This window comes from Mesorhizobium sp. WSM4809 (assembly GCF_055811655.1).
In genome coordinates this window covers 324,992-338,428 of record NZ_JBVVQW010000006.1, presented here as the reverse complement: position 1 = coordinate 338,428, position 13,437 = coordinate 324,992, and the positions used below count along the sequence as shown (strand labels likewise).

The window sequence follows — 13,437 nt, the reverse complement described above, 5'->3', positions numbered from 1 at the left end:
GGGCTGGCGCGGTCCATGCGTTAGCCCTGATGTTGTTGGGGACTGGCAGCCTTCGGGCAGGGCTTGCGCTGCTTTGTGGTGTTCGATTGCCTGTCCGTCAGCTATGATGGCTGGACAACCGAATCGAGCCGGAACCGATGCGCCAGTATCTCGACCTCCTGCAGCACGTACTGGACAACGGCGCCGATCGCGGCGACCGCACCGGCACCGGAACGCGCTCCGTCTTCGGCTACCAGATGCGTTTCGACCTGGCGCGCGGCTTTCCCGTCACCACGACCAAGAAGCTGCATCTCAAGTCGATCATCCATGAGCTTCTGTGGTTCCTGGCCGGCGACACCAACATCAAATACCTCACCGATAACGGCGTTTCGATCTGGGACGAATGGGCCGACGAGAATGGCGATCTCGGCCCGGTCTACGGCAAGCAATGGCGCTCCTGGCCGGATGGCCATGGCGGCTCGATCGACCAGATCGCGAATCTTCTCAAGGAGATACGCAAAAATCCTCAATCGCGGCGGCTGATCGTTTCGGCGTGGAATCCGGCCGAAGTGGAAGCGATGGCGCTGCCGCCCTGCCACTGCCTGTTCCAATTCTATGTTTCGGAAGGGCGGCTTTCCTGCCAACTCTACCAGCGTTCCGCCGATATCTTCCTTGGCGTGCCGTTCAACATCGCGTCCTATGCCCTGCTGACCTTGATGGTGGCGCAGGTCACCGGGCTGAAACCCGGCGATTTCGTCCACACGCTCGGTGATGCGCATCTCTACTCGAACCATTTCGAGCAAGCACGCGAACAACTGCGGCGCACGCCGAAGGTGCTGCCGACGATGTGGATCAATCCGGAGGTGAAGGATCTGTTCGCCTTCCGCTTCGAGGATTTCCGGCTGGAAAACTACGTCGCCGATGCGTCGATCAAGGCGCCGATCGCGGTCTAAGGCCGCAAATTTCAGTCGATGCCGACCATCACGTCCGAGGCCTTGACCACGGCATAGGCCTGCTTGCCCTTTTCGAGCTTGAGATCGGCGACGGCCTCGTTGGTGATCGAGGCGGTGACGATGGCGCCGCCACCGATGTCGATCCTGACATGCGAGGTGGTGGCTCCCTTGACGATCTCGGCGATCGTTCCCTTGAGGACGTTGCGGGCGCTGATCTTCATCGGAGTTTCCTTTCCAGGGTTTCTTTGCCGGTCTCACCATAACAATCGGTGTCGTACAGACGCTTTCATGGGGCGCCGGGCCTTCCCTTGTTATATTCATACGGATATATCGGTTAGCGGGCTTCGAGCCGGCCGGATTTCAAACCAGGGAGAGTCTTCCATGACGCGCATAGGTTTTGGATCGAGGGCGATCACCATTGGGGGTTTTGCGGCGATGTTGATGGCGGCGGTGCCGGCAGCACATGCGGAAGACAAGGTGGTGGTGTTTGCCGCGGCCAGCCTCAAGGATGCGCTCGACGCCGTGAACAAGGCCTGCGAGGCCGATGTCGGCGAGGCGGCGACCGTCTCTTATGCCGCGAGCTCGGCGCTGGCCAAACAGATCGAGGGCGGGGCGCCTGCCGACGTCTTCATCTCGGCCGACCTCGACTGGATGAAATATCTCTCCGACAAGAAGCTGACCAAGCCGGACACCGAAGTGAAGCTGCTCGGCAATGAGATCGTGCTGGTGGCGCCGAAGGACTCGGCGGTCGACACCAGGATCGAGAAGGGTTTTGACCTCGCCAAGCTGATCGGCGACGGCAAGCTCGCCATGGGCGATTTCAAGGCGGTGCCGGCCGGCAAATACGGCAAGGCCGCACTTGAATCGCTCGGCGTCTGGTCCTCGGTCGAGGGCAAGGTGGCGCAGGCCGAAAACGTGCGCGCGGCGCTGAAGCTGGTTTCGACGGGCGAAGCCGCCCTGGGCATTGTCTATGCCACCGACGCGCATGCCGAAAAGGGCGTCAAGGTGGTCGGCACCTTCCCGGAGGATTCGCATCCGCCGATCATCTATCCGGTTGCCCAGACCGCCGATTCGAAGGACAAGGATACGCGGGCTTTCCTGAAATGCCTGCAGTCGGCCAAGGCGGCCGTGCTGTTCAAGGATCAGGGATTTACCGTACTCGCGCCGAGCAACTGAGTTCCAAGGGGCACAATGAACTGGCTGCTGGACCTCACTCCCGACGAATGGAATGCGGTTCGGCTGTCCATCAAGGTGGCAATGGTGGCGATGCTCGCCAGCCTGCCGCCGGGCATCTTGATTGCGCTGCTGCTTGCCCGGGGACAGTTCTGGGGCAAGACCGTTCTCAACGGGCTGGTGCATCTGCCGCTGATCTTGCCGCCCGTGGTGACCGGCTACCTGCTGCTGCTGACCTTCGGCCGGCGCGGCCCGGCCGGCGCCTTCCTGGCCGAGCATTTCGGCATTGTCTTCTCCTTCCGCTGGACAGGTGCGGCGCTGGCCTGCGGCGTCATGGGCTTTCCCCTGATGGTGCGGGCGATCCGGCTGTCGATCGAGGCGGTGGACCGCAAGATGGAAGCGGCGGCGGGAACGCTCGGCGCCAATCCGCTCTGGGTGTTCGCCACCATCACGCTGCCCCTGATCCTGCCCGGGCTGATCGCCGGCGCCATCCTGGCCTTCGCCAAGGCGATGGGCGAGTTCGGCGCCACCATCACCTTCGTCTCCAACATTCCCAATGAGACGCAGACATTGCCGTCGGCGATCTACACCTTCACGCAGATGCCGGGTGGCGATGAAGGGGCGCTCCGCCTGACGCTGATCTCGATCGTCATCTCCATGGCAGCACTTGTGGCTTCGGAGGTGCTGGCGCGGCGTGTCGGCCGGCGACTGGACATCGAATGAGCGTTCTCGTCGACATCAGTCATCGGCTGGGTGGTTTCGCCATCGACGCCCGCTTCGAAAGCGCCGGGCGGCTGACGGCGCTGTTCGGCGCGTCTGGGTCGGGCAAGACGACACTGATCAACATGATTGCCGGGCTGATCCGGCCCGACAGGGGACGCATCGAGGTCGACGGCCGTGTGCTGGTCGATACCGGTGCCGGCATTTTCGTGCCGAAGCACAAGCGCCGCATCGGCATGGTGTTCCAGGACGCACGGCTGTTTCCGCATTTGAGCGTTTCCGGCAATCTTCGTTACGGCCGCTGGTTCACGCCGCCGGCGGAGCGCTACGCCGATATCGATGCCGTCGTCGACCTGCTCGGCATCGGGCCGCTCATGAACAGGCGGCCGGCAAAGCTCTCGGGCGGCGAGAAACAGCGCGTGGCGATCGGCCGGGCATTGCTTGCCAGCCCCAGACTGCTGCTCATGGACGAACCGCTGGCCTCGCTCGACGAAGCGCGCAAGGCCGAAATCCTGCCCTATGTCGAAAGGCTGCGCGACGAGACGAAAATCCCGATCGTCTATGTCAGTCATTCGGTCGCCGAAGTGGCGAGGCTGGCCAGCGATGTGGTGATGCTGGCGCAGGGCAATGTCGTTGCCAGCGGGCCGACCGAGGCGGTGATGCAAAGGCTCGACCTGTTGCCGGCGGAGGAGCGCGGCGAGGGCGGCGCCGTGCTGGACACCAGGGTGCTGCGTCACGACGAGACTTTCGGCATGACCGTGCTCGGCTCGGCCGCGGGCGAGCTCCGGGTGCCACAGCTGGCGATGAAGACAGGTACGCCGGTGCGCATCCGTATTCGCGCCCGCGATGTGATGATCGCCACCGAAAAGCCGACGGGTCTCAGCGCGCTCAACATCCTACCGGGGACCATTACCGCGATGAGCCCCGGCGAAGGGCCCGCGGTCGAGGTCGGTATCGACTGCAATGGCGCAACCGTGCTTGCCCGCATCACCGAACAGTCGCGGCAGGCGCTGAGGCTTCATCTTGGCGGCAAGGTTTTCGCGGTGATCAAGACGGTGAGCTTCGATCGGGCGAACACCGGTGCCGGCCTGCCCGCCGAGGCGGATGGATGATCCCGCTATGCCTTTTTGGAATAGCGGTTTCGCCAGGGAGCTTCTAGTATGGGGTTGGGTTGTGACCGCGGAGAGCAAAGATGCCGTCGCTGAGCTTGCGGATAAATCTCGATCCCGACGGGCGCGTCGGGCCGGGCAAGATCGAACTCCTGGAACAGATCGCCGCCTTCGGCTCCATCTCGGCCGCCGCTCGCGGCATGGAGATGTCCTATAAGCACGCCTGGGACCTGGTCGAGGACATGAACCGGGTGTTCGGCAAGCCGCTGGTGGCGGCACAGACCGGCGGCCGCAAGGGCGGCGGCGCACAGTTGACGGCGGTCGGCCTGGCAGTGGTCAGCCGCTTCCGCGCCATCGAGCGCGCAGCCTCGGCCGCGGCGGCGGCGCATATGGAGGCATTGCAGGCGGAGATTGATGCTGGGTGAGGGCAGTAGGGCAGTAGGGCAGTAGGGCAGTAGGGCCTAATCCTCTGCGCTTGGCTTGCGAAGCAGGTAAGTGTCCATGATCCAGCCCTTTTTCCGGCGCGCTTCTTCACGGGTTCTCTCGATCTCGGCGCCGACATCACTGAGACGGCCAGAGATGAGAATCTCGTCTTCCGTGCCGAGATAGGCGCCCCAGTGGATGACGACATCCTTGTCGACAAGCGTGTTGAAGGCGCATTTGCCGTCCAGCAGCACGACCGCGCTGCCGGCATTGTCCGGCATGCCTTCCTCGGTGAGGCGGCGGCCGGTGGTGATGAGGACGGAATCGCCGATGCGGTTCAGCGCCATCTTGTGGCTGGCGGCAAGCGCCTGGACAGCGGTGATGCCGGGGATCACCTCAAGCTCGAACGCCACATTTCCTCGCAGGCGCACGCGCTCGAGGATGCGTAACGCGCTGTCATAGAGCGAAGGATCGCCCCAGATCAGGAAGGCGCCGCAGCCGTCGCCTGCAATCTCATCGCGGATCAGGCCTTCGTAAATGGCGGCGATGGCTTCGTGCCAGTCATCGACGGTCGCGCGGTAGGAGGGCTCCGGCCCATCTTCTACTGGCATGTCGCGCACCGGCACGTCGAATTCGACGCGGCGCGACTTCGGATTGGTGACGAAGCGGTCGCATATCCGGCGGCGCAGTTCGGCTAGTTCATTTTTTTTCGCACCCTTGTCGGGAATGAACAGCACATCCGCCTGGTTCAGGCCTGATATGGCCTGGACGGTCATGTGGTCGGGATTGCCGGCGCCGATGCCGATGACGAGAAGCTTGCGCATGGGCGAACTCCTGCCCGATCGGAACCTGTTAGTCCAGACCGCGCTGGCGCGCGTCCGCGGATGCGGAAGGGCTTTGAACGCCACATTGAAACCGCTAGGGTCCTGCAAGCATTCTGGCCGAGGTTGTTTCCATGTTGCGATATATTCTGACCGCCGTGCTGGCCCTGTCGTCCGCGCCCGCCTTCGCCAATGATTCGGTTGCCGAACTTGGCACCGGCGGCCTGATCCTGTCGCGCAGCGACGCCGTGTCGATGCAAAGCGAGGACCTCTTCATCTCGCCGGAAAAGGTGACGGTCGACTATGTCTTCCATAACAACACCGACAAGGATGTCGACGCAATCGTCGCCTTCCCGATGCCCGAAATATCGGGCAATCCCGAAGAAATCCCGGCGATTCCCGAAAACCAGAGCGACAATTTCCTCGGCTTCGAGGTGACGATCGACGGTGTTGCCGTCAAGCCGCAGTTGGAGCAGAAGGTGTTTGCGCTCGGCATCGACATCAGCGCCGAGTTGAAGGCGCAAAACGTGCCGTTCTATCCATTCGGCGATGCGGCGAAGGCGGCGCTGGCCAAGCTGCCGCAAGCGGTTGTCGATGACTGGGTCAACCGCGGCATCATCATCGAGGACACCGGCAGCGACGGCACCGAGACCACCAAGGTCTACACGCCGTTCTGGCAACTGCGTTCGACCTACTGGTGGCGCTCGACCTTTCCGGCCAACAAGGACGTCCATGTTTCCCACCACTATAAGCCGAGCGTCGGCGGCACGTCTTCAGTCAGCTTCTTCTACGACGGCAAATTCCAGGGACAGTATGCGGCCTACAAGGCCCGCTATTGCATGGATGGCACATTCGAAAATGCGGTGCGCAAGGCTGCCAAGGACGACCCTGACGGCTACCCCAAATATTTCGAGAACCGCATCGCCTATATCCTGACCACCGGCGGCAACTGGGCCACTGGCACGATCGGCAAGTTCAAGCTGACGATCGACAAGGGCAATCCGAAAGCCCTGGTCTCGTTCTGCGGCGACAATGTCAAAAAGACCGGACCGACGACATTCGAGATGACGGCGGATGATTTATACCCCGAGCGCGACATCGACATCCTGATCCTCGAGCCAACGGACGGCAATTGATGCACGTCGCAATCTACGTTGCCATCGCCGAGAACGGCGTGATCGGGCGGGACGGCGGGCTCCCGTGGCGGCTCTCCACCGATCTCAAGCGCTTCAGAGCCGATACGATGGGCAAGCCCATCATCATGGGCCGCAAGACCTATGAGGGCATCGGCCGGCCGCTGCCGGGCAGGTTGAACATCGTCGTCACCCGCGACAAGACCTGGCGCGCCGAGGGCGTCGAGGCGGCACATTCGCTCGAGGCCGCGATCCAACTGGCGACGGAGCGCGGGCGCCGCATGGCCGATGTGGACGAGGTGTGCGTCATCGGCGGCGGCGAAATCTATGCTCAGGCCATGCTGCTGGCCGATCGCCTGCATGTCACCCATGTGCTGGCAGCGGTCGACGGCGACGCGTATTTCCCGCCGATCGATCCTGATTCCTGGCACATTGTCAGCTCGCACGACGTCCCAGCCGGGGAAAAGGACAGCCACCCGACGCGTTATTCGGTCTACGAGCGGCGTCGAGAGAGACATTGAATGAAAAAAGGGGCATTGAAGGAAGACAAAGGGTCGCGACCGGACAAATCGGACGAAGTCGGCAGCGCATCGCGTTGAAAGCGCCTCGTGGCGTCCCTATAGAAGAACAATACTGGATTTTGCGCCGTAATACCGGCGCTTGAGGGAATTCCAAGCGAAAGGACATTCATGCCCTGGAACGACAAAAGCGGCGGTGGCGGCGGCCCATGGGGTGGCGGCGGCAACAATCAAGGACCCTGGGGGCAGGGTCCAAAGGGACCCAGCGGGCCACAGGGCTCGCCTCCCGATCTCGAAGACATCATCCGCCGCGGCCAGGACCGGCTGCGGCGCGCTCTTCCGGGTGGCGGCGGCGCGAGCCCGGCTATCTTCGCGCTGATCGCGGCTGCACTTGTCGTGCTGTGGGCGTTCAAGGCGGTTTATACCGTGCAGCCCGACGAGGTCGCGGTCGAATTGCGCTTCGGCAAGCCGAAGACCGAACTGTCGCAGCCTGGCCTGCATTTCCATTGGTGGCCGCTCGAAACCGTCGAGACGGCCAAGATTTCCGAGCAGCTCGTCGATATCGGCGGCGGCGGCGCGACGAGTGGCAACACGTCCGGGCTGATGCTTACCGGCGACCAGAACATCGTCAACGTCCAGTTCTCGGTGGCCTATCAAGTCTCCGACCCGAGCGCGTATCTGTTCGATGTGTCCGATCCCGACGGTATGCTGCGGCAGGTAGCCGAAAGCGCCATGCGTGAAGCCGTCGGCCGCCGGCCGGCGCAGGACATCTTCCGCGACGACCGCCAGGGCATTGCCGCCTCGGTGCGTGAAATCATCCAGACGACGCTGGACGGCTACAAGGCCGGTCTCAACGTCAACGCCGTCTCGATTGAGGATGCGGCACCGCCACGCGAAGTGGCCGATGCGTTCGACGAAGTGCAGCGCGCCGAGCAGGACGAGGACAAGTTCGTCGAGCAGGCCAACCAGTACTCCAACCAGAAGCTCGGGCAGGCGCGCGGCGAGGCCGCACAGATCCGCGAAGACGCGGCCGCCTACAAGAACCGGGTCGTGCAGGAAGCCGAGGGTGAGGCGCAGCGCTTCATCTCGGTCTATGACGAATATGCCAAGGCGCCCGATGTAACGCGCAAGCGCCTCTACCTGGAAACCATGGAGAAGGTTCTGAAGGATTCGAGCAAGGTCATCGTCGAGCAGGGCAACGGGCAAGGGGTCGTTCCCTATCTGCCGCTGCCGGCATTGCAACCGAAAGCGCCGGCACCCGCTGCGCCCAGTGGCGTTACGGGAGGTAACCAGTGATGGCCAACCGTCTTCCCATCATCGTCGTCGCAGCAGCGGTTATCCTGTTCCTGCTCTATTCGTCGGTCTTCGTGGTCAATGCGCGCCAGCAGGCGCTGGTGCTCAGGTTCGGTGAGATCGTCGACGTCAAGAGCGAACCCGGCATCTACTTCAAGGCGCCGTTCTCGTTCTTCGACGCCGACACCGTGCAGCTGATCGAGAACCGGGTGCTGCGCTTCGACCTCGACAACATCCGCGTCCAGGTGTCAGGCGGCAAGTTCTATGAGGTCGACGCCTTCATCGCCTACCGCATCTCGGATCCGCGGGTCTTCCGCTCCACCGTGTCGGGTCAGATCGAACTGGCAGAAGCCCGGCTCAGGACGCGTCTCGACGCTGCCTTGCGCCGTGTCTACGGTCTGCGTGATTTCGAGGCCGCACTTTCCGAACAGCGCACCGTGATGATGCGCGAAGTCCGCGACCAGCTCAGGCCCGACGCCACATCGCTCGGCCTGCAGATCGAGGATGTCCGTATCCGCCGCACGGATCTCACGGCCGAAGTCTCGCAGCAGACCTTCGACCGCATGAAGGCGGAACGCCTGGCGGAAGCTGCGCGGCTGAGGGCGCGCGGCAATGAAGCGGCACAGCGCATCACCGCCCGCGCCGATCGCGAAGTGGTCGAGATCGTCGCCGAAGCGCAGAAAGAGTCGGAAATCCTGCGCGGCGAGGGCGAAGCCCAGCGCAGCGCCACCTTCGCGGGAGCCTATCAGCGCGATCCGGCCTTCTTCGACTTCTACCGGTCGATGAATGCCTATGGCACGGCGCTGGACAACACCGGAACGACGATGGTGCTGTCGCCGAACTCGGAGTTCTTCCGCTTCTTCCGCAATCCTGACGGCGGCGAGGGGCCGGCAAAGCCGGCTTCGCCTGCGCCAAACGCTCCGGCGACGGCACCCGCCGCGCCGGCGGCACAGCCCAGCACCGGCCAGTAGCGGCCGGTGCAGGATTTTCTTGCCGCCATGGGCCTGGTCCTTGTCATAGAGGGTCTGGTCTATGGCGGTTTTCCCGGCCTGGCCAGGAAACTTGCCACCGAAGTGCTGTCTCTGCCCGAGAACGCGCTGCGGATCGCCGGACTGGCGGCGATCGTGATCGGCGTGGGCATCGTCTGGCTGGTACGGGGCGCATGACGGCGGCGATGATTTATCCTCTGCCGATAGTCATAGCCGCAAACGTGCCGTATTTTTTGCCAACATGGCGTGACGCGGCGTTTTCGTCGAAGCGCTTTTCTTTTCAAGGATACCGGGAGGCTTCTCGATGACATCCAATACAATTCTGTGCGCGGCTCGGCGGACATTCATCGCCGGCGCGGCGGCACTTCTTGTCAGCGCAGTCGCTGTCCCGTCCTTCGTGACGCCGACATTTGCCGCCGATGGACCCGCTTCGGTCGCCGATCTGGCGCAAGGCCTGCTCGGCGCAGTGGTCAACATATCGACCTCGCAGACGGTCAAGGGCACCGAAGGCCCGGGCGCGGTGCCGATGCCGCAATTGCCCGAGGGGTCGCCCTTCCAGGATTTCTTCGACGATTTCTTCAAGAACCGCGGCGGTGACAAGGACAACGGCTCGCAGAAGGTGCAGTCGCTGGGCTCCGGCTTCGTCATCGATGCCGAGCAAGGCATCGTCGTCACCAACAACCATGTCATTGCCGATGCCGACGACATCGAGGTCAATTTCTCCGATGGTGTCACCTTGAAGGCGACGCTGGTCGGCACCGACACCAAGACCGATGTCGCCGTGCTCAAGGTCGATCCGAAAGGCCACAAGCTGACGGCGGTGAAGTTCGGCGATTCCACCAAGATGCGCGTCGGCGACTGGGTGATGGCGATCGGCAATCCGTTCGGCCTCGGCGGCACGGTCACGGTCGGCATCGTCTCTGCCCGCAACCGCGACATCAATTCCGGCCCCTATGATGACTTCATCCAGACCGATGCCGCGATCAACCGTGGCAATTCCGGCGGACCGCTGTTCAACAGCGCCGGCGAAGTCATCGGCATCAACACGGCGATCATTTCGCCTTCCGGCGGTTCGATCGGCATCGGCTTTTCCATCCCCGCCCAGCTCGCGTCCGGCGTCGTCGACCAGTTGCGCCAGTTCGGCGAGACGCGGCGCGGCTGGCTGGGCGTGCGCATCCAGCCGGTGACCGACGACATCGCCGAAAGCCTCGGCATGGCGACCGCCAGGGGCGCGCTGGTCGCCGGCGTGATCAAGGGCGGCCCGGTCGACAATGGCACCATCCAGGCGGGCGATGTCGTCATCAAGTTCGACGGCAAGGACATCCATGAGATGCGCGATCTGCCGCGCGTTGTCGCCGAAAGCCCGGTTGGCAAGGCGGTCGATGTGCTCATCGTGCGCAAGGGTGTCGAGCAGACCGTGAAAGTGACGCTCGGCCGGCTCGAGGATGGCGAGAAGCTCGCCAGCAGCGAGGAGGGCAGCAACACCGATCAGGACAAGGGCGACAAGGCTCCGGCCGTTTCCACTGCTTCGGTGCTCGGCATGACGGTCGGCGAACTGAACGACGAGACACGCAAGAAGTTCAGCATTGCGGCCGATGTTTCGGGCGTCGTCATCACCGACGTCACCAAGGACTCGGCAGCCGCCGAACGCGGCATCCAGCCCGGCGAGGTGATCACCGAGATCGCACAGGAATCGGTTGCCACGCCCAAGGATGTCATGGACCGCATCGGCGCCTTGAAGGAACAGGGGCGCAAGAATGCGCTGCTGATGCTGGCCTCGAAGACCGGCGAGCTCAGGTTCGTGACGATCCGGATGGACTGATATCCGGAAGATCCGGCGAAAAAATCCTCATCTTGAATGGAAAGGGCGGCTAGCGGGCCGCCCTTTTTCTTGCCTGCCAGTCTTGGCGCGACAGTCTGTACAGGACATGGCGCTTGAGCGCGGGATGGCTGTCGGGAATGCTGGGGTGGTCGAAATCGCCGGACGGATCCGCGCTCATGCCGAGGCGTTGCATGACGGCGGTGGAGCGGCGGTTGGCCGCGACGGCGAATGATACGATTTCATCGAGGCCAAGCGTCTCGAAGCCGTAGGCCAGCCACGCTTCGGCTGCCTCGGTGACATAGCCCTTGCCCCAGAACTCAGGTGCCAGCCGCCAGCCGATCTCGATGGTGCCGGCTGGCAGGGATGGCACATGATCGGTGTCGAGGAGACCGATGAAGCCGATGCATTCACCGGTGGCGGTGATCTCGGCGGCCGCAAAACCGTATCCGTCCTTCGTGGTCCAGGCCCTGAGCTCGTCCATCTTGGCATCCGCCTCGGCGCGGTCGCGGCGGAATGGAAAGAACTCCATGACCCGGTCGTCGGAGTTGATGCGGTGGAACAGGTCGCGGTCGCGATCTTCCCAGTTGCGCAGGATCAGGCGCTCGGTACGCATTGGTTTCATTGCATAAACTCCTCCTGCCTGTAGCCCTGCACATAGAGCAGCGCGGTCAGGTCGCCATGATCGATGCGGACCTTGGCCTGTGCCGCCACCGTCGGCTTGGCGTGGAGCGCGACACCGGTACCGGCAAGGCGGATCATGTCGAGATCATTGGCGCCGTCACCGACGGCGATGGCGTCGGCGGGCGTCAGACCAAGGCGCGCTGAAATTTCGATCAGCGCGTCGGCCTTGGCGGCGCGGCCGAGGATCGGTTCGCCGACCAGCCCGGTGAAGCGGCCGTCCTGCTCGAGCAGGCGATTGGCGCGGTTCTCCTGGAAACCGAGCATGGCGGCGATGCGCGTCGTGAAGACCTCGAAGCCGCCAGACACGAGTGCCGTCCAGGCGCCGTTGGCGCGCATGGTCCGGACCAGAACACGGCCGCCCGCTGCCAGCGTCAGGCGATTGGCGACGATGCGATCGACCACGGCGGCGTCGAGGCCCTTGAGCAACGCCACCCGTTCACGCAAAGCCGGTTCGAAGGCGATCTCACCATTCATGGATCGCGCGGTGATGGCCGCAACATGATCCTTGACGCCGATCTCGTCGGCCAGCTCGTCGATGCATTCCTGGTCGATCATGGTTGAATCCATGTCGGCGATCAGGATTTTCTTGCGGCGGGTTTCCGCCTGCTGGACGATCACGTCGACGGCCTCGCTGGCAAGTGCCGTGCGCAAGACGGCACTCGTGACGGCGTCGTCGGCTGCCTCAGGCAGGACGAGATCGCAGGCAATACCTTCGGCCAGCCAGACAACAGCGCTTGCGCCGACCGACCGTGAGGCCATATTCGCAAGCGACAGCGACAAAGCGCGCTCAGTGGGACGGGAAACAAGCGTGGCGATGAGCGGCATGAAACATTCCGGCGGGGAGGCGGGCGAGGGCCGCGTGAAGAACGCGATCCTGATAGCCGGGCCGACCGCCAGCGGCAAGTCGGCGCTTGCGCTCGATCTGGCCGAGCGCAGGGGTGGCGTGGTCGTCAACACCGATTCCATGCAGGGCTATTCGGTGCTCGACGTGCTGACCGCCCGGCCGGAGGCGGCCGACCTCGCCCGCGCACCGCATTATCTTTATGGCCATGTCCACCCGGCCACCGCCTATTCCACCGGCGCCTGGCTGCGCGACGTGATGAAGCTGATCGAGGACGGCACATTCTCCGAACGGCCAGTGATTTTTGTCGGCGGCACCGGGCTCTACTTTCGCGCGCTGGCCGAGGGCATTTCGGAAATGCCCGACATTCCGCAGCGGGTCCGCGACCGCTGGCGCTATGAGTTGAAGGAGCAGGGCGCCGTCAAGCTGCACAGCCTGCTGCTGCGCGAGGATTCGGCGGCGGCCATGATGCTCAAGCCAACCGACAGCCAGCGCGTCGTGCGGGCATTGGAGGTTCTCGATGCGTCTGGCCGTTCGATCCTGGAATGGCAGGCAGAACGCGGCCAGCCGCTCATCGACAGGGAAAGCGCACGTTTCTTCGTGATCGAGCCGGATCGGGCGGCGTTGGTCGCTCGGATCGACAAACGCTTCGACCAGATGCTGGACAAGGGCGCGCTGGACGAGGTCAAGCGGCTTGCAGCACTTGGCCTCGATCCCGAATTGCCGGCGATGAAAGCGATCGGCGTTCGCGAACTGCAGGCAGCGATGGCCGGAGAGATTGGCTTTCCCGAGGCAATCGAACGCGCCAAGATCGCGACCAGGCAATATTCCAAGCGGCAAACCACCTGGTTCAGGCATCAATTGGGGCCGGAATGGCTGAGATTGCGCCCCGGTGATGATCTGGAAACCACGATCTCAGCGCTTGCTTCCGATACAACCTGAAAAGGTTACATGCAAGGAAAGGTTCCCGTGGTGGTTGTCC

The 13,437-nt window shown here is 63.3% G+C and carries 16 protein-coding genes; 12 read left to right on the top strand and 4 right to left on the bottom strand.

The window, feature by feature from the left end; genetic code table 11:
• Positions 1 to 137: 137 nt before the first annotated feature.
• On the top strand, positions 138 to 932 hold the full coding sequence (locus AC0L24_RS18225) for a thymidylate synthase (RefSeq protein ID WP_027160597.1): 795 nt from the start codon (positions 138 to 140) through the stop codon (positions 930 to 932).
• 11 nt (positions 933 to 943) lie between these two features.
• Here AC0L24_RS18225 and AC0L24_RS18220 read toward each other — a convergent pair whose 3' ends face one another.
• The gene (locus tag AC0L24_RS18220) at positions 944 to 1,153 is read right to left on the bottom strand and encodes a TOBE domain-containing protein (RefSeq protein ID WP_024501417.1); all 210 of its coding nucleotides are present in this window, start codon (positions 1,151 to 1,153) and stop codon (positions 944 to 946) included.
• Between the two features lie 160 nt (positions 1,154 to 1,313).
• Between AC0L24_RS18220 and modA the strand changes: the two genes are divergently transcribed.
• The 4 genes from modA (at position 1,314) to AC0L24_RS18200 (ending at position 4,359) form a co-directional block, all read left to right on the top strand.
• Positions 1,314 to 2,108, top strand: a complete 795-nt coding sequence (gene modA / locus AC0L24_RS18215) for a molybdate ABC transporter substrate-binding protein (protein WP_127810030.1) — start codon at positions 1,314 to 1,316, stop codon at positions 2,106 to 2,108.
• A 15-nt stretch (positions 2,109 to 2,123) separates the two neighbouring features.
• Entirely contained in the window at positions 2,124 to 2,828 is a 705-nt protein-coding gene (modB, locus tag AC0L24_RS18210) for a molybdate ABC transporter permease subunit (RefSeq protein WP_127810031.1), read from the top strand.
• Entirely contained in the window at positions 2,825 to 3,937 is a 1,113-nt protein-coding gene (gene modC, locus AC0L24_RS18205; RefSeq protein ID WP_127810032.1) for a molybdenum ABC transporter ATP-binding protein, read from the top strand. The genes modB and modC overlap by 4 nt, the downstream gene beginning before the upstream one ends.
• An 80-nt stretch (positions 3,938 to 4,017) precedes the next feature.
• Complete coding sequence (locus AC0L24_RS18200) at positions 4,018 to 4,359, top strand: winged helix-turn-helix domain-containing protein (protein WP_127271788.1); 342 nt, start codon at positions 4,018 to 4,020, stop codon at positions 4,357 to 4,359.
• A gap of 36 nt (positions 4,360 to 4,395) precedes the next feature.
• Here AC0L24_RS18200 and cobF read toward each other — a convergent pair whose 3' ends face one another.
• On the bottom strand, positions 4,396 to 5,181 hold the full coding sequence (gene cobF, locus AC0L24_RS18195; protein WP_127810033.1) for a precorrin-6A synthase (deacetylating): 786 nt from the start codon (positions 5,179 to 5,181) through the stop codon (positions 4,396 to 4,398).
• A gap of 131 nt (positions 5,182 to 5,312) precedes the next feature.
• Here cobF and AC0L24_RS18190 point away from each other — a divergent pair, with 131 nt between their 5' ends.
• The 6 genes from AC0L24_RS18190 (at position 5,313) to AC0L24_RS18165 (ending at position 10,933) form a co-directional block, all read left to right on the top strand.
• The gene (locus AC0L24_RS18190) at positions 5,313 to 6,314 is read left to right on the top strand and encodes a DUF4424 domain-containing protein (protein ID WP_127398801.1); all 1,002 of its coding nucleotides are present in this window, start codon (positions 5,313 to 5,315) and stop codon (positions 6,312 to 6,314) included.
• Positions 6,314 to 6,832, top strand: a complete 519-nt coding sequence (locus tag AC0L24_RS18185) for a dihydrofolate reductase (RefSeq protein ID WP_127810034.1) — start codon at positions 6,314 to 6,316, stop codon at positions 6,830 to 6,832. Before AC0L24_RS18190 ends, AC0L24_RS18185 begins: the two co-directional genes overlap by 1 nt.
• Positions 6,833 to 7,000: 168 nt before the next feature.
• Positions 7,001 to 8,125 (top strand): FtsH protease activity modulator HflK, encoded by a 1,125-nt coding sequence (gene hflK, locus AC0L24_RS18180; protein ID WP_023813074.1) that lies wholly within the window; start codon positions 7,001 to 7,003, stop codon positions 8,123 to 8,125.
• Complete coding sequence (hflC, locus tag AC0L24_RS18175) at positions 8,125 to 9,093, top strand: protease modulator HflC (protein ID WP_127322842.1); 969 nt, start codon at positions 8,125 to 8,127, stop codon at positions 9,091 to 9,093. Before hflK ends, hflC begins: the two co-directional genes overlap by 1 nt.
• 6 nt (positions 9,094 to 9,099) lie before the next feature.
• Positions 9,100 to 9,288 carry a DUF2065 domain-containing protein gene (locus tag AC0L24_RS18170; protein ID WP_023813072.1) on the top strand — a complete coding sequence of 63 codons (189 nt, stop codon included), beginning with the start codon at positions 9,100 to 9,102 and terminating at the stop codon, positions 9,286 to 9,288.
• 127 nt (positions 9,289 to 9,415) lie between these two features.
• On the top strand, positions 9,416 to 10,933 hold the full coding sequence (locus AC0L24_RS18165) for a DegQ family serine endoprotease (protein ID WP_127271780.1): 1,518 nt from the start codon (positions 9,416 to 9,418) through the stop codon (positions 10,931 to 10,933).
• A gap of 49 nt (positions 10,934 to 10,982) precedes the next feature.
• Here AC0L24_RS18165 and AC0L24_RS18160 read toward each other — a convergent pair whose 3' ends face one another.
• Together AC0L24_RS18160 and serB are read right to left on the bottom strand one after the other, a co-directional pair.
• Positions 10,983 to 11,555: a GNAT family N-acetyltransferase gene (locus AC0L24_RS18160; protein WP_128289207.1), complete on the bottom strand. Its 573-nt coding sequence runs from the start codon at positions 11,553 to 11,555 to the stop codon at positions 10,983 to 10,985.
• A complete protein-coding gene (serB, locus tag AC0L24_RS18155) occupies positions 11,552 to 12,439 on the bottom strand; it encodes a phosphoserine phosphatase SerB (RefSeq protein WP_127810037.1) in 888 nt (295 codons plus the stop codon). The genes AC0L24_RS18160 and serB overlap by 4 nt, the downstream gene beginning before the upstream one ends.
• Between serB and miaA the strand changes: the two genes are divergently transcribed.
• Positions 12,429 to 13,397 (top strand): tRNA (adenosine(37)-N6)-dimethylallyltransferase MiaA, encoded by a 969-nt coding sequence (gene miaA / locus AC0L24_RS18150; protein ID WP_473564021.1) that lies wholly within the window; start codon positions 12,429 to 12,431, stop codon positions 13,395 to 13,397. The two genes, serB and miaA, sit on opposite strands and share 11 nt — an antisense overlap.
• Positions 13,398 to 13,437: the final 40 nt, after the last annotated feature.